The 25,257-nt window shown below is 70.0% G+C and carries 16 protein-coding genes; all 16 read right to left on the bottom strand.

Annotated elements, in window-relative coordinates:
* Positions 1–154: 154 nt before the first annotated feature.
* Positions 155–1,654 (bottom strand): bifunctional cytidylyltransferase/SDR family oxidoreductase, encoded by a 1,500-nt coding sequence (locus BLU79_RS31500; RefSeq protein ID WP_093909371.1) that lies wholly within the window; start codon positions 1,652–1,654, stop codon positions 155–157.
* A gap of 181 nt (positions 1,655–1,835) precedes the next feature.
* Positions 1,836–3,029: a hypothetical protein gene (locus tag BLU79_RS31495; RefSeq protein ID WP_093909370.1), complete on the bottom strand. Its 1,194-nt coding sequence runs from the start codon at positions 3,027–3,029 to the stop codon at positions 1,836–1,838.
* Between the two features lie 93 nt (positions 3,030–3,122).
* A complete protein-coding gene (locus tag BLU79_RS31490) occupies positions 3,123–4,682 on the bottom strand; it encodes an alkaline phosphatase D family protein (RefSeq protein ID WP_093909369.1) in 1,560 nt (519 codons plus the stop codon).
* Positions 4,683–4,850: 168 nt separating this feature from the next.
* Positions 4,851–6,329: an FG-GAP-like repeat-containing protein gene (locus BLU79_RS31485; RefSeq protein ID WP_093909368.1), complete on the bottom strand. Its 1,479-nt coding sequence runs from the start codon at positions 6,327–6,329 to the stop codon at positions 4,851–4,853.
* Positions 6,330–6,401: 72 nt separating this feature from the next.
* Positions 6,402–7,946 (bottom strand): FG-GAP-like repeat-containing protein, encoded by a 1,545-nt coding sequence (locus BLU79_RS31480; RefSeq protein ID WP_093909367.1) that lies wholly within the window; start codon positions 7,944–7,946, stop codon positions 6,402–6,404.
* A 63-nt stretch (positions 7,947–8,009) separates the two neighbouring features.
* Positions 8,010–9,440 carry an integrin alpha gene (locus BLU79_RS31475; protein ID WP_093909366.1) on the bottom strand — a complete coding sequence of 477 codons (1,431 nt, stop codon included), beginning with the start codon at positions 9,438–9,440 and terminating at the stop codon, positions 8,010–8,012.
* A gap of 288 nt (positions 9,441–9,728) precedes the next feature.
* The gene (gene obgE, locus BLU79_RS31470) at positions 9,729–11,174 is read right to left on the bottom strand and encodes a GTPase ObgE (RefSeq protein ID WP_093909365.1); all 1,446 of its coding nucleotides are present in this window, start codon (positions 11,172–11,174) and stop codon (positions 9,729–9,731) included.
* 115 nt (positions 11,175–11,289) lie between these two features.
* A complete protein-coding gene (rpmA, locus tag BLU79_RS31465; RefSeq protein ID WP_010041940.1) occupies positions 11,290–11,544 on the bottom strand; it encodes a 50S ribosomal protein L27 in 255 nt (84 codons plus the stop codon).
* A gap of 14 nt (positions 11,545–11,558) precedes the next feature.
* Positions 11,559–11,879: a 50S ribosomal protein L21 gene (rplU, locus tag BLU79_RS31460; protein WP_007381993.1), complete on the bottom strand. Its 321-nt coding sequence runs from the start codon at positions 11,877–11,879 to the stop codon at positions 11,559–11,561.
* 283 nt (positions 11,880–12,162) lie between these two features.
* Complete coding sequence (locus tag BLU79_RS31455; RefSeq protein ID WP_093909364.1) at positions 12,163–16,299, bottom strand: Rne/Rng family ribonuclease; 4,137 nt, start codon at positions 16,297–16,299, stop codon at positions 12,163–12,165.
* A 262-nt stretch (positions 16,300–16,561) separates the two neighbouring features.
* Positions 16,562–17,344, bottom strand: coding sequence for a TIGR03936 family radical SAM-associated protein (locus tag BLU79_RS31450; RefSeq protein ID WP_093909363.1), 783 nt, complete (start codon positions 17,342–17,344; stop codon positions 16,562–16,564).
* A 48-nt stretch (positions 17,345–17,392) separates the two neighbouring features.
* Positions 17,393–18,538, bottom strand: a complete 1,146-nt coding sequence (locus tag BLU79_RS31445; protein WP_093909362.1) for a phage tail tape measure protein — start codon at positions 18,536–18,538, stop codon at positions 17,393–17,395.
* Positions 18,539–18,771: 233 nt separating this feature from the next.
* Positions 18,772–20,745: a TIGR03960 family B12-binding radical SAM protein gene (locus BLU79_RS31440; protein ID WP_093909361.1), complete on the bottom strand. Its 1,974-nt coding sequence runs from the start codon at positions 20,743–20,745 to the stop codon at positions 18,772–18,774.
* An 88-nt stretch (positions 20,746–20,833) separates the two neighbouring features.
* The gene (locus tag BLU79_RS31435; protein ID WP_093909360.1) at positions 20,834–22,336 is read right to left on the bottom strand and encodes a CYTH and CHAD domain-containing protein; all 1,503 of its coding nucleotides are present in this window, start codon (positions 22,334–22,336) and stop codon (positions 20,834–20,836) included.
* A gap of 138 nt (positions 22,337–22,474) precedes the next feature.
* Positions 22,475–23,674, bottom strand: coding sequence for a rod shape-determining protein RodA (gene rodA / locus BLU79_RS31430; protein ID WP_093909359.1), 1,200 nt, complete (start codon positions 23,672–23,674; stop codon positions 22,475–22,477).
* A partial coding sequence (locus tag BLU79_RS31425; protein ID WP_093909358.1) for a penicillin-binding transpeptidase domain-containing protein occupies positions 23,671–25,257 on the bottom strand: 1,587 nt, incomplete at its 5' end. The genes BLU79_RS31425 and rodA, both read right to left, overlap by 4 nt.

Raw genomic sequence — 25,257 nt, 5'->3', positions numbered from 1 at the left:
ACGCGAATAGCGGTGGATATCACGGAGAACCTGCTCAGGGAGAGGGGCCGGTCTGATGGGCGAGGTGTGAACGGGGAAGGACTCAGGCCCCTGTGAATTCTTCGTGAACGAAGAATCGCAGAGGCCTGAATTCCATAAGGCTATTAACTGCTGATTATGCCACGCCGTCCTGGCGGTCCAGAACACTCGCCAGCGCCTGCTCGAAGCCGGACGCCTTTCCGGCGGGCGCCGTCGGGTCCTGCTGGCGGACGTCGATGACATGGCCGGTCAGCTCGGAGAGCAGCACGTCGAGGGAGGTGCGGGCGACGGCCTCGGAGGAGAGCAGGCTGCCCGCGGGCTCCTGACCGAAGGCCTTGGTGCGCATCGGGGTGGCGGTGCGCTCCGGGTTGATGCAGTTGACGCGGATGCTGTCACCGGCCCACTCGTCGGAGAGGGCCTGGGTGAGGTTCACCATGGCGGCCTTGGTCGAGGAGTACAGGCTGTACTCGGCGCGACCGCGGGTGTAGCTGCTGGAGGTGTACAGCAGCAACTGGCCCTTGGTCTCGGCCAGGTACTTGTACGAGGACCGCGCGATCTGCACCGGGGCGAGGTAGTTGACCTTCAGCGCCTCCTCGATGGTGGCGTTGTCGGTCTCGGCCAGCTTGCCGATGCGCAGGACACCGGCGGTGTTGACGACGTAGTCGATGCGTCCGGTCTCGGCGTACGCCTTGGACAGCGCGTCGTCGACCTCCTCCGGGTTCTCGACGTGCGTGCCGGTGGTGGAGCGGCCCAGCGCGTACACCGTGGCGCCGTAGGACTCGGCGAGCTCGGCGATGTCCTTGCCGATGCCGTACGAGCCGCCGAAGACGACGAACGTCTTGCCGGTCAGCAGCTGGCGGTACGCCTCCTCGCTCACCTGCTCGGGAGCGGCGGTGGAGGCCAGCTGGAACAGCTTGTCGGCGATGAAGACGTCGACGGGCTGGGTGACCTTCATGTTGTACTCGTCACCCGCGACGACGTGGATCGGCACGTCCGGCAGGTACTTGAGCACGACGGAGCAGTCGTCGGTGGCCTGGAAGTTGGGGTCGCCGGCGGCGACCTCGTAGGCCCGCTTGATCGTGGACAGCTTGAAGGCCTGCGGCGTCTGGCCGCGGCGCAGCCGGGAGCGGTCCGGGATCTCGGTGATGAACTCGCCGTCCTCGCCGTGCGTGCGCGTGACGATGATGGTGTCCGCGGACGGGATGGCGACGTCGACGGCCTGGAAGCGCTCCAGCGCCACGACACAGTCGTCGATCACGCGCTGCGACAGCAACGGACGTACGGCGTCGTGGAAGAGGACGTTGAGGTCCTCGCCCTCGGCCAGGCCCTCGCCGAGGGCGTCGATGGCGCGCTCGGTGGTCTCGTTCCGAGTGGAGCCGCCCTCGATGATCTTCTTGACCTTCGTGAACCCGGCCTTGGCGACGATCTTCTCGATGTCCGGCACATAGCCGGGCGCCATCAGCACGATGATGTCGTCGATCGAGTCGGCCTTCTCGAAGGTGGTCAGGGTGTGCTCGATGACTGCCTTGCCGGCGATCTTCAGCAGCTGCTTGGGGATCGACAGACCCACCCGCTGACCGGTGCCACCGGCCAGGATCACTGCGGTGGTACGGGGCTTGGCTATGTGCTGGGACACAGGTGACCTACCTTGTGGCGACTGGGAACTTGGAAATGGTCCCACTTGGGGTTACCGCAGTGCAAGGTGAGCGCCCCCGGCCGCATATGTGCGCGCAACCTGTCATTCACCTTGTACGCATGGTCCTTGCCGAGAGTACCCGCGCGGGTGCCCGGGAATTGCTGTGAGTAACCGCACAGGCTCACCGAAGCCGCAGCCGCTTGAGGCAGCGGTGGCCGAGCACCCGCACCAGTTCCTTGGACGACGTCTGGTGAACCGTGCGCGACTTGGCGGCAGCGGTGTGCCGCACGGGCGCGGCGGCGGCCGCGGCGAGGGCGCCGTAGAGCGCCTGGGCCGCGGCCTCGGGCGCGATGCGCGGCTCCGCCTCGGTGCGGGTCGCGGGCTTCTGCGTCTCGGACAGCAGCCGCATGTCACCCAGGACGCGCACCCCCGTCCCACCGATACGCTCCGCGATCTCCGCGCCGATCTCGGCGGCCTCCTCGACGGCCCACCGCGGGGTGGAGATCTTCACGTCGCCTGGACCGGGAGCGCACGTGTTCTTCATATGCATCACGGCGCCGTTCCGGACGAGCTGTGAATAGAGCTCCTCGGGCAGTTCATTGGCACGGAATTCCTTATTAAGATTCCGCAGCATTTCGGTCTCGGCGAGGGTGAGCGACCGATTCGCCGCGTCCGGAACCGGTCGCAGAAGGTGAGCGGGCAGTCCGAGCAACTCCTCGAAGGTGCGCATCAGCCCCTCCCGGTCCCGGTCGTCGACCACGACGACGGTGACCCGCTCAGGACCGGCCACCCGCGCCCAGCGCTCGACGAGCCGGTCATGCCGGTGCCGGCGCCAGAAGCTGGGGTTGGGCTTCTCGTACGGCGGCTTCCTGAGCATGTGCTCCAGCCAGTCCTCGTAGCCCATGCGCAGTCCGTTCTGCACGTACTGCTGCCACTGCGAGGGCATGATCCGCGCCAGTGGACGCAGCGTGACCAGGACGTGCACACGGTCACCGCCGAGCTGCCCGACGATCCGCCCGATCGTCTCGTCGTCCGGGGCGTCGGCGAAGAACTCGCTGCTGATCACGGACGTACGCCGCCCGGTGCCCCGCACCTGCTCCAGCAGCCGTTCCCAGTGCCGCTCGGTGGGCGCGGCGTCGCCCAGCATTCCGGCGCGGGCGCAGGCGGCCAGGACGGCCTCCATGGGGTGCCGGGTGGTGGCCGGCCACTCGACGCCGTACCGGGCCATCTCGTCCTTCGCCTCGAACAGCGCGCCCTGGATCGAGGTGGTGCCCGTCTTGTGCGGGCCGATGTGCAGCAGGCGGGTCCCGGCGGGCAGCGGGGTGATCACGCCGCCGTTCGCAGGGAGTTCATCTCTCGTACAGTCCGTCTCCATGGTCAGAGGACGGTAAGAGCACTTCCTGAGACTGTGCTGAGAGTGACCTGGGACACGGATGAGTCCCAGGTCCCCCACCGGTGGTGATGGGCGTTACACGACCTCGACGCCCGGCCGCCCCGCCTCCACCCGCAACCGCGCCAGCGTGCTCGGCGTGGCCGTCTGCTGCCGGACCGTGTCCACGATCCGCACCTGGGCGTCGATGCCGTCGCGGCGGATGTCGAAGAGGTGGTAGCCGCGATGGGCGTCGAGGAGCTTCCAGTGCGGGTTGTCCGGCAGGCGCGGGTCCCACTCCCTGTGGAAGGCGTCCTGGTCCTGGTCGCCGTTGCTGGAGATCGACGTACCGACGAACTCCGCGCCCACGACGTCCGAGCCCGGGTCGGCGTAGTCCTCCTTGAGGTCGCTGATCATCGTCAGATGGCGGTCGCCGGTGAACACGACCGGGTTGCGGACCTGCTTCAACTCCTGCATCAGGGCGTTGCGTTCGATCTGATAGCCGTCCCAGGCGTCGTAGTACCAGAGCTTGCCCTCGCCGACCTTGAGGTCGGTCTCGGCCATCATGATCTGCGAGCCGATCATGTTCCAGCGGGCCGGCGAGTGGCGCAGCCCGTCGACCAGCCACTGCTTCTGCTCGGCGCCGAGCATGGTGAGCGTGGGGTCCTGGGCGCCTTCCTGGCTCTTGGCCTGGTCGCTGCGGTACTGCCGGGTGTCCAGCACACTGAGCCGGGCCAGACGGCCGAACTCCAGGCGGCGGTACATCTGGATGTGCGGGCCGTTCGGGATGGCGCTCGCCCGGACCGGCATGTGCTCGTAGAAGGCCTGGTAGCCGGCGGTCAGCCGGGCCACGAACGCGTCGTGCGGCTGCTTGTCCGGGTCCTGCGGGATCTCGCCGGCGAAGTCGTTGTCGATCTCGTGGTCGTCGAAGGTGACCACCCAGGGCGCGTTCGCGTGCATCGCGGCGAGGTCCGGGTCGGTGCGGTACTGGGCGTACCGATTGCGGTACTGGACCAGGCTGTACGGCTCACCGGTGCCCTCGTGCCGCCGTACACCCGTCGCCGACGGCGTGGACTCGTAGATGTAGTCGCCGACGAAGAGGACGAAGTCGGGGTCCTGGTCCAGCATGTCGGCGTACGGCGTGAACCAGCCGTGCTGCCAGTTCTGGCAGGAGGCCAGCGCCATGCGCAGCCGTCCTCCGGAGCTGTGCGGGTGGGGCGCGGTGCGGGTGCGGCCGGTGGGCGAGAGCTGGCCGCCGACGCGGAAGCGGTACCAGTAGGTACGGCCCGGGCGCAGCCGCCGTACGTCCACGTGAACGCTGTGCCCCAACTCGGGCCGGGCCTGAGCGACTCCACGCCGCACCGGTTTTCTGAACCGCTCGTCCTCCGAGAGCTCCCACTCGACGGACACCACGCTGTCGGGCATCCCGCCGCCGTTCAGCGGGTCCGGGGCGAGGCGTGTCCACAGCACGATGCCGTCGGGCAGTGGGTCACCGGAGGCGACACCGAGGCTGAACACGCCGTCGGGCAGCGGGGTTTCGGCGGCCCGGGCGGCCGTCGGCAGCCACAGCTGGGCGGAGGCCGCGGCGCCGAGCACGGCGGCTCCGGCGGTCAGAAAGCGGCGTCGGTCGGGCGATACGGATCCGGAAACACCGGTCATCGTGCGAACTCCCCTGCCTCGCTGGCCTCTTGGACACTTCGGATGCTCACGCCCGTGGGCGGCCTGGCTGCTGAACTGCGAGCTTCGCGTGCATGACAACTAGGGAGACAACAGAAGACCCGTTGCGGCACCGGAACGTGCCCTTGCCACAACGGGTCTGTCGGTGGATCAGTAATTGAACCCGGAGCCCAGCTTCGCGTTCGCCGCGACGGTGCCGAGGGTCCCGGCCCCGAAGGTGAACGAGCCGGTCGGGGTGATCCCGGCCGACGTGGGCTGGAACACCCACACCGACCCGGCGTTCGCGTTCTCCCCCGGTGCGCCGACGACGAGTTCGGCACGGCCGTCGTGGTTGGCGTCCACGAGGTGGGTCGTACGGCCGAAGGCGTCGTCGGTCTCCGCGGCGCCCGGCACACCGGCGGTGTCCTGGTTGACGCCCGTCGCACCGGCACCGGTCAGCCCGCTCGCACCGCCGCGCAGCACGATGACGCCGCCCGCGTTGCTCAGCCCGTCGAAGTCCTCGGCGGGGACGCCGGTCGAGACGTCGGCGTACCCGTCGCCGTTGACGTCCGCGACCGAGACGTCGGAGCCGAAGCCGTCCCCCCGCTCGGCGGCGCCCGGGACCCCGGCGCTGTCCTGGTTGACGTACATCGCCTTGCTCACGACGGGGCCGTCGGCGCCGCCGGGGACGAAACCGACCCGGCCGCCCTTCGGGAGCGGGGTGTCCAGGTCGCTGTCGTAGCCGTCGACGGCGCGGCCCGCGACGATGTCGTCGTAGCCGTCGCCGTTCACGTCACCGAGGTCGAGGGACTCGCCCTGTATCCAGAAGCCCCGGCTGTCCTCCAGCACGATCTTCTCCGCGAGACCGTCCGGCGTGCCCCGCCAGTACTGGATGCGGCGGTGGTCGTACTCGTCGCCGTCGTTCATGGCGCCGACGACGTCGTCGATGCCGTCACCGTTGACGTCACCGGTGGCCAGGTCCAGGAAGCGGGGGTCGGAGTTGTCGAGGACGGTCTGCTCACCGCTCGCGGCGCCGTCCCGCCCGAAGGGGCCCTTGATGACCCGCAGCTTGTAATTCCTCTCGATGACCACGAGGTCCGGTGCCCCGTCCCCGTTCACATCGCCGACGGTGAGCTCGCCCCGCTCACTGAGCCGGTCGTACGTCTCGTGCCCGTACGCCAACGCGGCCCCGCCCGACAGCCCGTTCGCGCCGCCCCAGACGACCTGCACGAGCCCGGTCTCGGCGCCCCCTTCCACGCTGTCCTCGCCCGTGACGCCGACTATGAGGTCGTCGTAGCCGTCCCGGTCGAGGTCCGCGCTGCTCACCGCACTGCCGAACAGGTCGCCCGTCTCGGCGGAGTCGGTGACACCGGTGGTGTTCTGGCTGACGACCTGCTTGGACGAGGTCTTGAGCCCGGTCGCCGAGCCGTACACCACGGCGACGTATCCGGCCTTCGTCTTGCCGTCGACGGTCGCCTCGGGCGCCGCGATCGCCACGTCCGAGTAGCCGTCGCCGTTGAAGTCGTCCTGGAGCTTCGCGGTGGCCGACGGGGCGTCGCCGGCCGCGTGGGCGGCGGGCGGAACCGCCGCACCCGTCACCGCCATGACGACGGCGAGTCCCGTGCGCCAGGTTCCCTTGCGCCTGTTCATGGTGCTGTCTCCTGTCGTTTCGTGGGGGGATGTTCGTACGGGATGGGTCTTCGTACGAGGACCTCGTCGCCGTCAGTCCGCCAGCGAGGCCCCGAACTTGGCGCCGGACGCGGGGAGGCCCATGGTGGCCGAGCCGAACGAGAACGAACCGCCGGCCGTGATGCCGCCCGAGGTGGCGGAGAAGACCCACACGGAACCGTTGCCGGCGTTCTCCGCGGGGTCGCCGACGATCAGCCCGGCCTTCTTGTCGCCGTCCGCGTCGACGAGGGCGGTCTCCGCACCGAAACGGTCGCCCTTCTCGGCGGTCCCGGGCACAGCGCTGGTGTTCTGGGTGAACGTTTTGACGCCGGTGGCGGTCAGGCCGTTCGCGCTGCCGCGCAGCACGAGCACGGCGCCGGCATCGGTGATGCTGCCGAGGTCCTCGCCAGGCAGGCCGGTCGCCACATCGAGGTAGCCGTCGCCGTTGGTGTCGGCGATGGAGAGGCCGGATCCCATGCCGTCGCCGCGCTCTCCCGTACCTGGCACACCAGCCGTGTCCTGGTTGATCCACACCGGCTTGCGGGTGGTGGACACACCGGCCGGGCCTCCATGGACGACCGCCAAGGCGCCGCCCTTGGTGGGGAGTTCGACGTCGCTGTCGTAGCTGTCGAGGGAGTGGCCGACGACGATGTCGCCGTAGCCGTCCTTGTTGAGATCCCCGATCTCGACGTCCTCGCCGCCGACCCTGCGGCCCTGCGCGTCCTTGAGCAGACCCTTGTAGGTGAAGCCGTCGGCGCCGCCCAGGAGCAGTTCGACCCCGCGCGAGTCGGACTCGTCGACGAAGGTGGACTGCACGGCGAGGTCGGCAATGCCGTCGCCGTTGACGTCGCCGGAGGTGAGCGCCTCGTAGTTCTGGTATCCCTCGGGATTGATGCGGAAGTAGCTCTTCCGCGCGGGCCAGCCGCCATGTTCGAACGGCCCGTGGAACACCGTGCCGTCCCCGTTGTCCGTCTCGGGGGACTCGCCCATCCAGTTGTCGTTGCTCAGGGTCACCAGGTCCGGGTGCTTGTCGCCGTCCACGTCCGCGACCGTGAACTGGCCGGTCCACCCCCCGGCAAGGGACCCCTGCGGGGCCCAGGCAAGCCTCGTCGCGGTGGTCGAGAGCCCCTTGGGGCCACCCCAGTTGACCTGGACCGCATAGCCGTCCTCGAGATCCATCACGTAGGCCTTGAGGGACGAGAGGAGATCGGCGTATCCATCCCCGTCGAGGTCCGCACTCTGCAGGTGCCCGCCGTACAGGCCCTGCCACGCCTCCGGGTCGGGGACGCCCGGCCCCTTGAGCACCTGCTTGCGGGAGGTCGACAGGCCGCTCGCGGAGCCGTACAGCACGCTCACCGACCCGGCACCGGACTGGGTGTTCACGGTGGTGCCCGGCGCGCCGATCGCCAGGTCGGGATACCCGTCCCCGTTGAAGTCGTCGTGCAGCCGCTTGGTGCTCGGCGTTGCGGTCGCGGCCTCGGTGGTGGCGGCGTTGACGGCGGGCACCGCCAGCGCCCCGGCGACGAGCACGACGCCGGTGGCGAGGCCGAGCCGTCTGCGGCGGGAGAGAAGGGTGCGGCGGTGGGAAGGCGAAGCCATGGAATTCCTGACGTAGAAAGCAAGTGATCAGAGGAAGGGTCGGGACCCGCGGAAGGGCCGGGATCAGCGTGGGAACCGGTCACCGAGCCGGGCGCCGCTCGCGACCGTCCCGAGCGTGCGGGCGCCGAAGGCGAAGGAGCCCTTGGCCGTGACACCCGCCGAGCCGGACCGGAACACCCACACGCCACCGGCGTACGAGTCCTCCCCGATCGCGGCCACTACGGGCTCGGCCCGCCCGTCGCCGTTGCCGTCGACGAGATGAACCCGCTCGCCGAAGCGATCGCCCTTCTCGGCGGTCCCGGGAACATCCGCGCTGCTCTGGCTGAGGAGTGTGCCGCCGGCCCCGGTGGGCCCGTCCGGTCCGCCGGGTACGACGACGAAGGCGCCGGCCTGCTTCACCGTGCCCAGGTCCTCGAACGGGTCACCGGCCAGGACGTCGCCGTAGCCGTCGCCGTTGACGTCGCCGACCGCGAGGTCGAGCCCGAGGACATCCTCGGGCTCGTCGGCGCCGGGCATGCCGGGGGTGTCCTGGGTGATGGTGCGGGGGGCGACGGAGTCGGCGGGGCCGTTCACCGTGCCGTAGATGAACCTGAGCCGTCCGTAGCCCATGACGATGTCCCCGCGGTGGTCGCCGTTGACGTCGCCGATGGCCAGGGTGTGATCGGGGCTGATCCGCTCGCCCTGTGCGTCCCTGAGGACGACGAGCGGGCGCAGGCCGTCGCGGCTTCCGCGCAGGAAGTTCAGGTGCTCGCCGTGGTTGCCCTCGTCATCGTCGTCGAACGACTGGGCAAGGGTGACGACGTCGGTGATGCCGTCGCCGTCCACATCTCCGGTCACCACCTTGACCAGTTGGATGTCGCCGTCGACGAGCTGCACCCCGGTCGTGCCGGCGGGTACACCGTCACGCCCGAAGGGCCCGTACTCCACACGGCCGTTGTCGAGCAGGTCCTGATGCCCGTCACCGTTGAAGTCGCCGGTGACGGTCCCTGCGCCGCTCTGGTACCGGCCGTCGCCTACGGCGGGCCGCACCTTCCCCGAGGTGAAGCCGCCCTGGCCGCCCCACAGCACGGTCCGGCTGCCCTCCCGGGCGATGCCGCCCTGCTCCCACCGCTCGTCGTCGGCCGACACCTGGAGGTCGGTGTACCCGTCGCCGTCCAGATCGGCGGTGACCAGGTCCGAGCCGAAGCGGTCACCGGCCTCGACGGTGCCCGGAACGCCGGCGGAGGCCTGCGTGTACACCTTCGCGGCCGTGCCGCGCAGCCCGTTCGCGGACCCGTACAGCACGGCGACGTAGCCCGCCTCGGCCTTGCCGTTCACGGTGGCGTCGGGAGCGGCCACGGCCAGATCGCCGTACCCGTCGCCGTTGAAGTCCTGCCGCAAGGTGCCGGTCGCCGCACGGGCGGGCCCGGCCGGCAGCACACCGGCACACACGGCCACCACGGCGACAGCTACGGCAACGGTACGCAGTGTCCTGCGCGGAACAGCCTCGACCACGTCGACTCCGGGAATCGGAAGGGCAGTTGAGCGTGGAGAGGTCCCGAAAATTCAAGATCCTCATCCACGCCGCCCAGTACGACTCACCGAAGAGCGAAGGGGTTGCCCTGAGATACGCCGCGATTTTTCCCGCAGTTAACCAAACAGGCCAACGGCACCCCTCAAACGCCGGCCCGGGCATTCCAGCCCGTCCGGCGTTTGAGGACAAGGCCCCTTAAGGGCCGAAGCGGGGGTCTGGGGGCGGCAGCCCCCAGCCGACGCCAACGACAACGCCGGGTAACCCCAGAATCAGAACGGCTCGAAGTCGTCGTACTCCCGGAGGGCCTCGTCCCGCTCGGCATCCCGGTCACGCCGCCGCTGCGCAGCAGGCCGCGGCGCCTCGAAGCGATGGTCCTCGCCACGCCGCCCCAGCATCTCCGCACCGGCCGTCAACGTCGGCTCCCAGTCGAAGACCACGGCGTTGTCCTCGGGCCCGATGGCGACGCCGTCACCGGACCGGGCCCCGGCCTTCACCAACTCCTCTTCGACACCGAGCCGGTTGAGCCGGTCCGCGAGATACCCCACGGCCTCGTCGTTGTTGAAGTCGGTCTGCCGCACCCAGCGCTCGGGCTTCTCACCGCGCACCCGGAACAGCGGCTCGCCGCCGGCCTCCTCGCGGGTCACGGTGAAGCCCGCGTCGTCGACGGCCTTCGGCCGGATCACGATCCGCGTCGCCTCTTCCTTCGGCTTGGCGGCACGCGCGTTGCCCACCAGCTCGGCCAGCGCGAAGGACAGCTCCTTCAGCCCGATGTGCGCCACCGCCGACACCTCGAAGACCCGGTACCCCCGAGCCTCCAGGTCCGGCCGCACCATCTCGGCGAGGTCCTTGCCGTCCGGTACGTCGATCTTGTTGAGGACCACGATCCGGGGCCGGTTGTCGAGCCCGCCGTACTCCCGCAGCTCCGCCTCGATGATGTCCAGGTCGGAGACGGGGTCCCGGTCGGACTCCAGCGTCGCGGTGTCCAGGACGTGCACGAGCACACTGCACCGCTCGACGTGCCGCAGGAACTCCAGGCCCAGGCCCTTGCCCTGGCTGGCGCCCGGGATGAGACCGGGGACGTCGGCGATGGTGTAGACGGTCGACCCCGCCGTCACCACGCCCAGGTTCGGCACGAGCGTCGTGAAGGGGTAGTCCGCGATCTTCGGCTTCGCGGCGCTCAGCACCGAGATCAGCGACGACTTCCCGGCGCTCGGGTAGCCGACCAGCGCCACATCGGCGACCGTCTTCAGCTCCAGGACGATGTCCTGCAGGCTCCCCGGCTCACCGAGCAGCGCGAAACCGGGCGCCTTGCGCCGCGCCGACGCCAGCGCGGCGTTGCCGAGCCCGCCCCGGCCGCCCTGCGCGGCGACGTACGACGTGCCCTGCCCGACCAGGTCGGCGAGGACATTGCCGGCCTTGTCGAGTACGACGGTGCCGTCCGGCACGGGAAGGACCAGGTCCTGCCCGTCCTTGCCGGACCGGTTGCCGCCCTCGCCGGGCTTGCCGTTGGTGGCCTTGCGGTGCGGGGAGTGGTGGTATTCGAGGAGCGTGGTGATCGACTGGTCGACGGTGAGGGTCACGTCCCCGCCGCGCCCGCCGTTGCCGCCGTCGGGTCCGCCGAGCGGTTTGAACTTCTCACGGTGAACGGAGGCACAGCCGTGGCCTCCGCTACCCGCGGCGACATGCAGTTCGACGCGGTCCACGAAGGTGGTCATGTGGGGTGCCTCCAGCACTTGAAATATTCGTACGGTTCTCTACTGCTCTAACACGCGAAAGGCGGACCCGCCTTCCCGAACCGGGAAGTGAGGTCCGCCTCGCGAAAGTGTCCGATCAGGCGACCGGAACGATGTTCACGACCTTGCGGCCACGGTGGGTGCCGAACTGCACCGAACCGGCCTGCAGCGCGAACAGCGTGTCGTCGCCGCCACGGCCGACACCGGCGCCCGGGTGGAAGTGGGTGCCGCGCTGACGGACCAGGATCTCGCCCGCGTTGACGACCTGACCACCGAAGCGCTTCACGCCGAGGCGCTGAGCGTTGGAGTCACGACCGTTACGGGTGGACGATGCGCCCTTCTTGTGTGCCATCTCTCCTCAGTCCCTTACTTCGCAGCCGCGGGGATCTCAGTGACCTTGATCGCCGTGTACTGCTGGCGGTGGCCCTGACGACGGCGGTAGCCGGTCTTGTTCTTGTAGCGAAGGATGTCGATCTTGACGCCCTTGTGGTGGTCCACGACCTCGGCCTGGACCTTGATGCCGGCCAGGACCCACGGGTCGCTGGTCACAGCGTCGCCGTCGACAACGAGCAGGGTCGAGAGCTCGACCGTGTCGCCAACCTTGGCAGTGGAAATCTTGTCAACCTCAACGATGTCGCCGACAGCAACCTTGTGCTGGCGACCACCGCTGCGCACGATGGCGTACACGCGGATCTCACTCTCTCGCTCGGGAACGGCACCCCCGCAGTCCAGCCGCCCGGCTCGCGAGTGGCCTCTCCGGAACACCGAGTGCTCTGGAGGAAGAGGTTTACGGGGATGTGGCGTGCCTCTACATGCGGACACGCCGACGGTCAAGGTTACGGGGCCGTGGCCGAGGGGGTCAAACCGGGCCGGGCCCCACGAGAGTGCGGCCGGTCACAGGGACCGGCCGCACCTCGCATCACTCGTAGCTGAGCGTCACTCGTCGGCGAGCATCACTCACCGGTGAGTGTCACTCGTCGGTGGCAGCAGAGACCGTGGTCTTCTTCGCCGTCGACTTGGCCGCGGCCGTCTTGACGGTCTTCGCCGCCTTCTTGACCGTCGCCTTCTTGGCAGCCGTCTTCTTGGCCGCGGTCTTCTTGGTGGCCGCCTTCTTCGCCGTGGCCGTCTTGGCCGTCTTACGGGCCGTCTTCTTGGCCGGAGCGACCTCCTCGACGCCCTCGTCGGCAGCCGGGGCCTCCGCCTGAGCCTCGTCCCCGGTCGGGACGACCACCACGGCCGCCTCCTCGGACGCGGTCGGCGCGGTGGCCTTGCGCACGGCGCGGCGGCGCGGACGGGCCGGAGCAGCACTCTCGGCGACAGCCTCGGCCGGAGCCTCCTCGGCCTGCTCCGCCGAAGCCGCGGCAGGAGCCGCAACCGGGGCCTCCGCCACCTGCTCGGCCGCAAGGGCCGCGGTCTCGCTGACCGTCACCACGGCGGCCTCCGCCCCCGCGGGCGACCCGGCGGGCGCCGACACCTTACGGGTCGCGCGACGCCGCGAACGCCCCTTGGGCGCGGCCTCCTCAGCGGCCGGAGCAGTGGCCGCAGCCTCCGTGACCGGCGCTTCAGCACCCGTGGCCTCGGCGGCCGAGGTCTCGACGACCACGTCCTCCACGGCGACCGGCTCGGCCTTCGCCGCTGCGGCCGACTCCGGCTGCACCGGACGGGCGATCTCCTCGGCGACGGTCACGCCCTGGGCCGTGGCAACCGTCTCGGGCTTGCGGGGCGCGCCGGCCGGAGCCGACACCCGCCGACCGCCACGGCGCCGCGAACGACCGCCGCGAACGGCGGCCTCCGCCTCGGCGACGCTGCTGTACAGCTCCTCGTCCGGGGCGAACGCGGGCTCGGCCAGCGCGGCCGGCTCGGCGACCTCGGCGGCCACCTCGGCCTCGGTCTCCGCCTCCTCCTCGGCCGTCTCGACCGGCTCGGTGGCGACGGACGCCTCGTGCACGTGCTCGGGCCCGGCACCGGCACGCGCGCGCTTCTTGCGCTTGCCGCCACCACCGCCGCCGACGGCCGTCGGCTGCTCCATGTGCACGATGACGCCGCGCCCGTTGCAGTGGACGCACGTCTCGGAGAAGGACTCCAGCAGCCCCTGCCCGACCCGCTTACGGGTCATCTGCACGAGCCCCAGCGAGGTCACCTCGGCGACCTGGTGCTTCGTACGGTCGCGGCCCAGGCACTCCAGCAGACGCCGCAGCACCAGGTCGCGGTTGGACTCCAGGACCATGTCGATGAAGTCGATGACGATGATGCCGCCGAGGTCGCGCAGCCGCAGCTGACGGACGATCTCCTCGGCCGCCTCCAGGTTGTTCCTGGTGACCGTCTCCTCGAGGTTGCCGCCCTGACCGGTGAACTTGCCGGTGTTGACGTCGACGACGACCATCGCCTCGGTCCGGTCGATCACCAGCGAACCGCCGCTGGGCAGCCAGACCTTGCGGTCCAGCGCCTTGGCGAGCTGCTCGTCGATCCGGTAGGTGGCGAAGACGTCGACCTCGGAGGTCCACTTCGACAGCCGGTCGGCCAGGTCGGGCGCGACGTGCGAGACGTATCCGTGGATGGTCTCCCAGGCCTCGTCACCGCTGACGACGACCTTGGAGAAGTCCTCGTTGAAGATGTCCCGGACGACCCGGACGGTCATGTCCGGCTCGCCGTACAGCAGCGTCGGCGCGTTGCCGTTCTTCGACTTCTTCTGGATGTCCTCCCACTGCGCCTGCAGTCGCTCGACATCGCGGCGCAGCTCGTCCTCGCTCGCGCCCTCGGCGGCGGTGCGCACGATGACGCCCGCGTCCTCGGGGACGATCTTCTTGAGGATGGTCTTCAGCCGGGCCCGCTCGGTGTCGGGCAGCTTGCGGCTGATGCCGGTCATCGAGCCCTCGGGGACGTACACGAGGTAACGGCCCGGCAGGGAGACCTGGCTGGTCAGGCGCGCGCCCTTGTGTCCGATCGGGTCCTTGGTGACCTGCACGAGGACCGACTGACCGGACTTCAGGGCGGACTCGATGCGCCGCGGCCCGTTGGCCATGCCCAGCGCCTCGAAGTTGACCTCACCGGCGTACAGGACGGCGTTGCGGCCCTTGCCGATGTCGATGAAGGCGGCCTCCATCGACGGCAGCACGTTCTGGACCTTGCCCAGGTAGACGTTGCCGACGTACGAGGTCGACTGCTCCTTGTTGACGTAGTGCTCGACGAGCACGTTGTCCTCGAGGACGCCGATCTGCGTACGGTCGCCGTGCTGACGGACGACCATCACGCGCTCGACGGCCTCGCGGCGGGCCAGGAACTCGGCCTCGGTGATGATCGGGACGCGACGGCGGCCCTGCTCACGGCCTTCCCGGCGGCGCTGCTTCTTGGCCTCCAGGCGCGTGGAGCCCTTGATGGACTGCACCTCGTCGGACGGCTCGGCACCCCTTTCCCGCGAGGGACGGGGCTCACGAACCTTGACGACCGTGCGCTCGGGGTCGCCCTCGTCGGGCTCGGTGTCGGCGGCGGTGTCACCGGCGCGACGCCGACGGCGACGGCGGCGACGGCTGCTGGAACTGGAGCCGGCACCCTCGTCGCGGGCGTCCTCGGCGTCCTCTTCGTCCTCCTCGGCGGCGTCCTCGGCGTCCTGCGCGGCCTGCGCGGCGGCGAGTTCCTCGGTGTCCGCGTCGCCGCCCTCGGCGTCCGCGGCCTCACCACGACGGCGGCGCCGGCCACCACGCCGACGACGCCGACGCGACCCGGTCTCCTCGGCCTCGTCGGCCTCATCGCCCTCGGCGATGTCCTCGACAGCCTCTTCGGCTTCCTCGGTCTCGTCCTCGGCGGCGGCCTCGACGCCCTGGGCCTCGGCCTCCTCGCCGAACGCGCCACCCCGGCGCCGACGACGACGCCGCGACGCGGCGGGCTGCTCCTCCGGGAACTCCTCGACATCCTCGGCCTCCGGCTCCGCCTCCGCTGCCGCCGCGGCGGCAGCGGCCCGCTGGGGCGTCTGGAACTGCGGCTCGGTGAACACGGGCGCCTGGAACACGGCCACCGCGGGCCGTGCCGGCCGCGGAGCCTCGGACGCCTCGTCGGCGGCGGCCCGAGCGGGCTCGGCGAACCCGGCGGCGGCCCGGCGCACGACCCGACGGCGACGGCGCGGGGCGGCTTCGTCGTCGGCCTCGGCGGCGGGCGCCTCGACGGTCTCGGCGGCCTTCGTCTCGATGCCGGAGGTCACGGGGGTCTCCGCGGCCACCGGCTCCTCGGCAGGAGCCTCGGCCTCGGCAGCGGCGGCAGTCTCGGGCGCGGACACGCGCCGCGTGGCACGACGACGCGCACGGCGGGGGGCGGCCTCCTCGGCAGCCTCGTCCGACGCGACGGGAGCAGCAGTCTCCGCCGGCTCCTCCGCCTCAGCGGCGGCCTCGGCACTCACGGGCGCCTCGGCGCTCTCCTCGGCCGCGGCGGGAGCGGCTGCCCGACGGGTGGCACGCCGACGCGTACGACGCGGCGCCTCCTCCTCGGCAGGGGCAGCGGTTTCCGCAGCGGCAGGCACCTCAGCGGCGGCAGAGCTCTCGGCTCCCTCACCGGCGCCGGAGACCACGGTCTCAGCGGCCTCCTCCGCCGCCGGAGCAGCGGCAGGCGCGGACACCCGGCGGGTGGCACGCCGACGCGTACGAGGCGGCGCGGCCTCCTCGGTCACCTCCGCGGGCGCTTCGGGAGCGGCCTCGCTCTCCTCCTCGGCGAGGGACGCGGCGGCAGCAGCCGGAACCACGGTCTCGACTGCCTCGGCGGCAGCGGGAGCACCGGCAGGCGCCGACGCCCGACGGGTGGCACGCCGACGCGTACGAGCGGCAGGCGCGGCCTCCACCGCCTCCTCGGCCTCTTCGGCTTCCAGGGCTTCAGGAGTCACCTCGGCCTCGACGGCCTCGACGCTCTCCGCAGCCTTCTCGGCCTCATCGGTCACCGCCGCGACATCGGCGGCATCGGCGACCGGTATGGCCGGCTCGACCACCTCTGCGGACTGCGCCTCGGCGGCAGCCGACGGCGGACCCGCCGGGCGGGACGCGGCACGGCGCCGACGACGCGGCGGCAGGGTGTCGCTGGGAGTGTTCAGTTCGGAACCCTCAGTGGGTTCGGTCGGTTCGAGCATGCGGGCGTTTCTCCCGTCAGGCTCCCGGGCGCCGCGCCTGGTCCGGCGATATGCCGGTGACGTCCGCGGCTCGCGCGATGCGCGACTGCCGCCGTCCGGGGCGCGGGCGCCGCACGGGAGCTCTCTGTGTCCTGTCTCACCGGTTCCGTACGCCTCATGCGCACGGCCTGGCGAAAGTCTTCTGGTCGGTGCGCTGCCCGACCCAGGTGGCTCCCGAGTACGAGGGCTGCGCTTCGACGTACGTCCCTACGCGGAACCTTCCTTACGCCGGCGCCGTCGCGGCGGCAGCGGTCTCGGCCTCGGATGGGGCCGTCGCTGCCTCGCGGTCGGGCGCGAGCGGGTCGGTCACCGTGCTGGTCTCTTCATCGAACAGCCCCTGCGCCAGCCTGGTCACCGCTGCGGGGACCGGCGGCGCCAGGTCGGCCACGGCGCGGAGACCGGACAGGACGTCGTCGGGTCGTACGGCAGGCGTCACGTGCCGAACAACCAGCCGCAGTATCGCACAGGGCTGGTCGGTCGGCCTATCAGCCGTCGAACTGTGCGTTTCTGTTCCTTCGCTGCTTTCCAGGTGGACGACCGCCGGGCGGGCGTCGAAAGTGCGCACGCCGTTCTTGGTCATGCGCTGGACCTCGACGGTCCCGGCGGCGTTGAAGGCGGCGACCGCGCGCCCGGCGTCGGCCGGATCCACGCCGTCGAGCCGCAGCTCCCAGACGGACGCCGTGAGCCGGTCGGCGAGCCCGGAGGTCCGGGCCTCGACCGAGTCGATGACGTCGAGCCCGGCGGGCAGCGACTCGTCGAGGAGCACTCTCAGCTGCTCCGGATCGCGCGCCTCGGTGAGCGCGATCTCCAGGTACTCGGCCTCACTGCCCGTGCCGGTGGGTGCGGCATTGGCGTACGACACCTTCGGATGCGGCGTGAACCCCGCCGAGTACGCCATAGGCACCTCGGCGCGGCGCAGCGCACGCTCGAAGGCGCGCTGGAAGTCACGGTGGCTGGTGAACCGGAGGCGGCCGCGCTTGGTGTAGCGCAGTCGGATGCGCTGCACCGCGGGTGCGGGCGGCGGGCCTTCGGGCTGTCGCTTGCCCAGTGTCGTTCAGTCCTTCGTGAGAGCGGTCGTACTGCTACCAAGAGTACGTGTCTCGGGGCCCCGAGGTTCCCGCCCGGTGACAGCCTCCCGCTGCTTCGGCTCCCCGAACACCATCCGCCGGAAGTCGGCGCGCGCCTGCCGCACGGACTCGCGGGCGGCGGTGAGGGCCTGCCGGGTGGCTCGCCCCACACTCCGCGCCGCCTCGGCGGTGGGCCGCAGCACCGCGTCCCGCACGACGTGCCCGACCGGTGTGAGCACCGTCCGGTACACCCAGCGCACCGGCTCGACGAAGGTCCACCGGAAGAGAGTCGCGAGGAAGCGCCCCACGGCGAGCGAGATGTGCCCGGCGATGCGCCACGCGTGCCCGAGCGCGTCCCAGATCTCCCTGCCGATGACGGCGAGCACACGGCCGACGGGGGCGAGGACCCAGCGGTACAGGGCCAGCGCGGGCAGCACGAACAGCACGCGGGCGATCCAGTACAGGGCGACCCCGATCCCGGTGACGACCGAGCTCACCACCCACACAAGGCCCCTCACACACCAGGCGATCGCCCGCCCGACCGGCGTAAGGATCCACTCGTAAACCCACAGGGCCGGCACCACGACCAGATACCGCACCAGCCACGCCACCACGCCGAACACGCCGATCCCGATCGCGGCGAGCACCGCACCGAGCCCGTTGAGGACCCACATCACGGCATGCCCGACCGGCGTGAGCAGGCGCGCGTACACCCACGCCAGCCCGGCCCCGATCCCTCGCGCCACCCACGCGCACGCGTGCCCGATGCCCCGGGCCACCCACGCACACGCGTGCCCCACCGGGGTCAGCACATACCGGTACACCCACACCGCGGGCACGACGACGAGCACGTTCCCCAGCCAGGCGAGACCCTTCGCGAGAGGCACGACGACATACCGCCACAGCCCCACGAACGGCCACACGAACACCGCCCGCCCGAGCCACAGCAGCGCCCGCCCCACCGGCCGCAACACCGTGTCGTTCAGAAACCGCCCGGCGACAACAAGCGCGTCCCACACCATCCGCACCGGCACGACCAGCACGAGCACGACGATCCGCACCGGCAGGCGAATCGCGACGACCAGACACCCTTCGGGTTCGTGGCGCGGCGGTGGCGGTTTCTCGAGATCCATATCCTCGTAGACGTCAGAAGGGCCTCGGCGGATGCAGCTCGGGGCGGAGCCGACAACGCAGCGGCCAGGACGAAGCGCAGGCCGCCCTCGAAGTCGAGGTAGTTGTCCGGGGCGAACTCCTCGTCCGTCCAGTCGGTTGGCCATCGCGTGGAGAACGCCGGCAACTCACGCTCGAACCACGCCGGTTTGCTGCTGCTCACGAGGCTCAGACAGCCACCTCGCCCCGGCTCACCTCAGTGCGAATGACCACTCGGCGCCGGCGCAGCGTTCTTCACCGTAAGCGGCAGCAGCTTCTTCCCGGTCGGTCCGATCTGGATGCTCGTGTCCATCTGCGGGCACACCCCGCAGTCGAAGCACGGCGTCCACCGGCAGTCCTCCACCTCGGTCTCGTCGAGGGCGTCCTGCCAGTCCTCCCAGAGCCAGTCCTTGTCGAGGCCGGAGTCGAGGTGGTCCCAGGGGAGGACCTCCTCGTAGGTGCGCTCGCGGGTGGTGTACCAGTCGACGTCGACGCCGAAGTCGGGCAGCGTCTTGTCCGCGCAGCTCATCCAGCGGTCGTACGAGAAGTGCTCGCGCCAGCCGTCGAAGCGGCCGCCGTCGTCGTAGACCGCGCGGATGACGGCGCCGATGCGGCGGTCGCCGCGGGAGAGGAGGCCTTCGACGATGCCGGGCTTGCCGTCGTGGTAGCGGAAGCCGATGGAGCGGCCGTACTTCTTGTCGCCGCGGATCTTGTCGCGGAGCTTCTCCAGGCGGGCGTCCGTCTCCTCCGCACTCAGCTGCGGGGCCCACTGGAAGGGGGTGTGGGGCTTGGGGACGAAGCCGCCGATCGAGACCGTGCAGCGGATGTCGTTGGAGCGGGAGACCTCGCGGCCCTTGGCGATGACCTTCGTCGCCATGTCGGCGATCTGCAGGACGTCGTCGTCGGTCTCCGTCGGCAGGCCGCACATGAAGTACAGCTTCACCTGGCGCCAGCCGTTGCCGTAGGCGGTGGCGACCGTGCGGATCAGGTCGTCCTCCGAGACCATCTTGTTGATGACCTTGCGGATGCGCTCCGAGCCGCCCTCGGGGGCGAAGGTCAGGCCGGAACGGCGGCCGTTGCGGGTCAGCTCGTTCGCCAGGTCGATGTTGAAGGCGTCGACGCGGGTGGAGGGGAGGGACAGACCGATCTTGTCCTCCGTGTAGCGGTCGGCCAGGCCCTTGGCGATGTCGCCGATCTCCGAGTGGTCCGCCGAGGACAGGGAGAGAAGGCCCACCTCCTCGAAGCCCGTCGCCTTCAGGCCCTTGTCGACCATCTCGCCGATGCCCGTGATCGAGCGCTCCCGGACCGGACGGGTGATCATGCCCGCCTGGCAGAAGCGGCAGCCGCGGGTGCAGCCGCGGAAGATCTCGACGGACATGCGCTCGTGCACGGTCTCGGCGAGGGGGACGAGGGGCTGCTTGGGGTAGGGCCACTCATCGAGGTCCATCACCGTGTGCTTCGAAACGCGCCACGGAACACCCGACTTGTTCGGTACGACGCGGGCGATACGGCCGTCGGGGAGGTACTCGACGTCGTAGAACGCCGGGATGTACACCGCGCCCGTCTTCGCCAGGCGGAACAGGACCTCCTCGCGGCCGCCCGGCCGGCCCTCCGCCTTCCACTGGCGGATGATCTTCGTCATGTCGAGCACGGCCTGCTCGCCGTCGCCGATGACGGCGGCGTCGATGAAGTCGGCGATCGGCTCGGGGTTGAAGGCCGCGTGTCCGCCGGCCAGGACGATCGGATCGTCGACGGTGCGGTCCTTGGACTCCAGCGGGATACCGGCCAGGTCCAGGGCCGCGAGCATGTTCGTGTAGCCGAGCTCGGTGGAGAAGGACAGGCCGAACACGTCGAAGGCCTTGACCGGCCGGTGGCTGTCCACCGTGAACTGCGGGACGTCGTGCTCCCGCATCAGCGCCTCCAGGTCCGGCCACACGCTGTACGTGCGCTCGGCGAGGACGCCCTCCTGCTCGTTCAGGACCTCGTAGAGGATCATGACGCCCTGGTTGGGCAGCCCGACCTCGTACGCGTCCGGATACATGAGCGCCCAGCGGACGTCACAGGACTCCCACGGCTTGACCGTGGAGTTGAGCTCTCCGCCGACGTACTGGATCGGCTTCTGCACATGCGGGAGCAGCGCTTCGAGCTGCGGGAACACGGACTCGGCAACCGCAGCGGCTTCGGCAGGCATCTCGCGAACCTTCGTGGGCTGGACTGAACTGACAGGAGTGACCATCTAGCCTAACGCGATCGCGGACACCCCCCGTACGCCCGAAGGGTCAGAGGACGTCCGTCGCGTCCTTGACCCCGTCCCAGAACCCGGGCAGCTCGGCCTCCACGGCCGCCGCCCGCTGCTCCTCACGCCCGTACAGCAGCCCGTACGTGAAGGCGCTCTCCCCCGCCGCGTGCGCGACCGCGGACAGCTCGCGCAGGGTCCCGCGGGCCATGACGCTGTCCTGGTGCTCGCCGAGCAGGTTCTGCAAGGACTTCATGGTCTTGACCAGGTCCTTGGCCGACTTTCCGAGCGCCGGAGTGGCCGCCTCCGCCGCATAGCGGGTGCGCTTGGTCTTCTTGCGGGCCTCGTGGATGGCGACGTCGCGATCGCTGCCGGGGTCCAGTTCCAGCGCCTGCTCGACGAGCCCGGTCACCTTGCGGAAGTCCTTCTTCACGGCCTTGGAAAGCGCCTTGCCGGGTTTCTTCCCGGCCGCCTCCAGCAGCGGCGGGTCGGCGAGCAACGCGTCCACGGTGTCGAGCAGGGTCAGGTAGCGGTGGGAGTCGAGGACGCCGATCAGCCGGCCGCTCGCCCCGCCGGGCCGGTCACCCGCCCAGTGGCTCACCCGCTCGGCGACCGGCCCGGAGACCAGCGTGTGGGGAATCTCGTCGAGTGCCGCGCTCAGGCGTTCGTGCAGCACCTCGCGGTCCCGGTCCACGCCCAGCTCGCCGGCCAGCCACTTCAGCTCGTCGCCGATCGGGTCGGTGACCTCCCGGTCCAGGACCTTGCCGAAGGATTTGAAAGTGCTGCGCATCCGGCGGGTGGCGACGCGCATGCTGTGGACGGAGTCCTCGGCGTCCTGGCGTACGGCCGGGTCGAGTTCGACGATCGCGTCCCGCTGGGCGCGGACGTAAGCGAGCACATGGTCGCCGGCGGTCACGGGGTCCTCGAAGGACCGGGGAGCGAGCTTCTTCGGGGCGGTCTCGGCCAGCGCCCGCGCGAGCTTCGACGCCGACTTCGACGGCCGTACGCCCGCCTTCCTCAGCCGCTTCTCGACCTTGTCGAGGAACGCCGGGTCGACGCCGTCGGCCAGCTCCACCTCGATCTCGGTCCACTGTGCGGTGCCGCCATCGCCGCTGAGGCGTTCTGCCTGTACGGCGTCCACGCTGACCTCGGCCAGCAGCTGCCCCTCGGCGTCGACGAGGTCGCGCACATCCCGGTCGGAGCGCAACCGGACCAGCGGCACCAACTCGGCGTCCCGGACCCGGGAGCGGACCAGGCCCGCGAGCGTGCGGGGCAGGCTGTCGGAGAGCGGGGCCTGGATCTCGTCCCGTACGCCCGGGCTGACGGGGAACTTCAGATGCCAGCCCGCGTCGGAGCCGCCCGTCCTGCGCCGCAGGGTGACGGACGATGCGGCGAGGCGCTCGTCCACGGTGTCGTAGTAGGTGGCGTCCAACTGCGCGACACCCTTGTCGATGACCGTCGCGACCCCGGCGACACCGGTCAGGTCGGGCAGGCCGCTCTCGTCGGACTCGTACTTCCGCTCGATCTCGCGCTTTGTGTCCGCCATGACCCGAATCTAATCCGAGTCACGACGTGATAACAGGGCCCACCAGGCATGAACCCCAGGCAAACGGGCGATGGCCACAGGGCATCCGACACCCCAGCCCCGGGTTCCGGAACCCAGCCCAGCCCGACCGACATAGCGCTACGCGGACATCGGTCGCTGCACCCGGATCGACTGCAACAACCCCACCGCCACCCACACCGCGAACATCGACGATCCGCCGTACGACACGAACGGCAGCGGCAGACCGGTCACCGGCATGATCCCCAGCGTCATCCCGATGTTCTCGAACGCCTGGAAGGCGAACCACGCCACGATCCCCGCCGCGACGATCGTCCCGTACAGCTCGGTCGTCTCGCGCGCGATCCGGCAGGCCCGCCACAGGATCACGCCGAGGAGCAGGATGATCAGCCCGCCGCCGACGAAGCCCAGCTCCTCCCCCGCCACCGTGAAGACGAAGTCGGTCTGCTGCTCCGGCACGAACTGGCCGGTCGTCTGCGACCCGTGGAACAGCCCCGAACCCGTGAGCCCGCCCGAGCCGATCGCGATACGCGCCTGGTTGGTGTTGTAGCCGACCCCCGCCGGGTCGAGCTCGGGGTTGGCGAAGGCCGCGAAACGGGCGATCTGGTAGTCGTCCAGGACGCCCAGCTGCCAGATCGCGATCGCGCCGACCGTCCCCGTGCCGATCAGCCCGAAGACCCAGCGATTGGACGCGCCGGACGCGAGCAGCACGCCCAGCACGATCACCACCATGACCATGACCGAGCCGAGGTCGGGCATGAGCATCACGATCAGCATCGGTACGGTGGCCAGGCCCAGCGCCTGCACGACTGTGCGGTGGTCGGGGTACTGCTTGTCCCCCGCGTCCACTCTCGTCGCCAGCAGCATCGCCATGCCCAGGATGATCGTGACCTTCACGAACTCCGAGGGCTGGAGGGAGAAGCCGCCGGGGAGCTTGATCCAGGAGTGGGCGCCGTTGATGGTGGAGCCGAGCGGGGTGAGCACCAGCAGGATCAAGAAGACCGACAGGCCGTACAGGATCGGCACGGCCGTACGCAGGGTGCGGTGGCCGAGCCAGACCGTGCCGATCATCAGGGCGAAGCCGATACCGGTGTTCAGCAGATGCCGGATCAGGAAGTAGTACTGGTCGCCCTGATTGAGTTCGGTGCGGTTGCGGGTCGCCGAGAAGACGAGCAGCGAGCCCATCAACGACAGGGCGATCGCCGCCAGCAGTATCGTCCAGTCGAGCCTGCGGGCGAGCGAGTCACGGGCGAACAGACGGGTCCAGCCCGCCCGTTCCGGCCCGTACCCGGAGACCTGGAAGCTGTTGGCGCCGGTCATGTGAGCATCCTCCGGCTTCCCCGCCTACGGCTCCGCTGCCGCCTGCGCCGTGTGTCGCGGTTCTCTGCCGTCGGCGTCGCCACCGTGCCGGCGAGCTGCTGCTCGTCCAGGTCGGTCTTGCCCTTCTGGCGAGCCCGCTCCTCCTTCGCCGGGTCCTTGGAGACCTTCGGCGAGGTGATGGTGCCGTCCGTCCGGACCTTCGGCAGGCTCTTCTGCGGCTTCGGCAGCAGCGCCTTCTTCTTATCGATCGTGCCGTCGTCGGAGACGCCGTACAGCGCGTCGTAGATGTTGCGCACGGCCGGACCCGAGGCCCCGGAACCCGTACCACCCTGAGAGATCGTCATGACGACCGTGTAGTCCTTGGTGTACGTGGCGAACCACGAGGTCGTCTGCTTGCCGTAGACCTCCGCCGTACCGGTCTTGGCGTGCATCGGGATCTTGTCCTGCGGCCAGCCGACGTCCGCGAACCGCCAGGCGGCGGTACCGCGGGTGGCGACGCCGGCGAGGGCGTCGTCCATCTCGGCCAGCGTCTTCTTGCTTATGGGCAGCTTGCCGTGGGACTTGGGCTTGATCTCCTGGACGGTCTTGCCGTCGGCGCTGATGATCGCCTTGCCGACGGTCGGGTCGTACAGCGTGCCGCCGTTGGAGATGGCCGCGTAGATCGTGGCCATCTGGATCGGCGTGACCAGCGTGTCACCCTGACCGATGGAGTAGTTGACCGAGTCACCCGCGCGCAGCCGGTTGCCTTCGAGGCAGTTCTCGTAGGCGATCTTCTCGGCGTACGAGCCGTCCTTCTTGCCGTACTTGCACCAGGCGTCCTTGTTCGCCTTCCAGTAGTTCAGCTTCCACTGGCGGTCCGGGATGCGTCCGGTCACCTCGTTGGGCAGGTCGATACCGGTCTCCGCACCGAGGCCGAACTGGTGCGCCGTCTTGTAGAACCAGTCCTTCGCGTTCTTCTTCGGCTTCGTCCCGCCGTCGCGCTTCCATTCCTGGTGGGCGAGGCGGTAGAAGACGGTGTCGCAGGAGACCTCCAGCGCCCGGCCGAGGCTGATCGGGCCGTGTTCCTTGGACTCGAAGTTCTTGAAGACCTGGTTGCCTATGGAGTACGAGCTGGAGCATTGGTAGGGGCCGTTGAAGGAGTAGCCGGCGTTGACCGCGGCCGCCGTCGGGACGACCTTGAAGATGGAGCCGGGGGCGGACTGGCCCTGGATAGCGCGGTTGAGGAGCGGGTAGTTGGAGCTCTTGCCGGTGAGCCTGGTGTAGTCCTTGGCGGAGATACCGCCCACCCAGGCGTTGGGATCGTAGGTCGGGTTGGACGCCATCGCGACGATGCGGCCGGTCTTGGCCTCCATCACCACGACCGCACCCGAGTCGGCCTTGTACGGCTCATTGGTGTTGCGGTCCCACTCCTTGCGGGCCTGCTTCATCGCGTCGTTCAGCTCGTACTCCGCCACCCGCTGCACGCGGGCGTCGATGCTGGTGACGAGGTTGGAGCCCGCCTGAGCGGCGTCCGCCTTGGCCTGCCCGATGACCCGGCCGAGATTGTCGACCTCGTAGCGGGTGACACCCGCCTTGCCGCGCAG

It is taken from the genome of Streptomyces sp. cf386 (assembly GCF_900103585.1).
Lineage (GTDB): Bacteria > Actinomycetota > Actinomycetes > Streptomycetales > Streptomycetaceae > Streptomyces.
This window is presented reverse-complemented; position numbering and strand designations above follow the sequence as displayed.

Bases quoted from the DNA above. Each gene is read 5' to 3' on its own strand.
- BLU79_RS31495 (WP_093909370.1), bottom strand. From the start codon at position 3,029: ATGGAGACGGACTGTACGAGAGATGAACTCCCTGCGAACGGCGGCGTG.
- BLU79_RS31490 (WP_093909369.1), bottom strand. From the start codon at position 4,682: ATGACCGGTGTTTCCGGATCCGTATCGCCCGACCGACGCCGCTTTCTG.
- BLU79_RS31485 (WP_093909368.1), bottom strand. From the start codon at position 6,329: ATGAACAGGCGCAAGGGAACCTGGCGCACGGGACTCGCCGTCGTCATG.
- BLU79_RS31480 (WP_093909367.1), bottom strand. From the start codon at position 7,946: ATGGCTTCGCCTTCCCACCGCCGCACCCTTCTCTCCCGCCGCAGACGG.
- obgE (WP_093909365.1), bottom strand. From the start codon at position 11,174: ATGACCACCTTCGTGGACCGCGTCGAACTGCATGTCGCCGCGGGTAGC.
- rpmA (WP_010041940.1), bottom strand. From the start codon at position 11,544: ATGGCACACAAGAAGGGCGCATCGTCCACCCGTAACGGTCGTGACTCC.
- BLU79_RS31455 (WP_093909364.1), bottom strand. From the start codon at position 16,299: ATGCTCGAACCGACCGAACCCACTGAGGGTTCCGAACTGAACACTCCC.
- BLU79_RS31445 (WP_093909362.1), bottom strand. From the start codon at position 18,538: ATGGATCTCGAGAAACCGCCACCGCCGCGCCACGAACCCGAAGGGTGT.
- BLU79_RS31440 (WP_093909361.1), bottom strand. From the start codon at position 20,745: ATGCCTGCCGAAGCCGCTGCGGTTGCCGAGTCCGTGTTCCCGCAGCTC.
- BLU79_RS31435 (WP_093909360.1), bottom strand. From the start codon at position 22,336: ATGGCGGACACAAAGCGCGAGATCGAGCGGAAGTACGAGTCCGACGAG.
- rodA (WP_093909359.1), bottom strand. From the start codon at position 23,674: ATGACCGGCGCCAACAGCTTCCAGGTCTCCGGGTACGGGCCGGAACGG.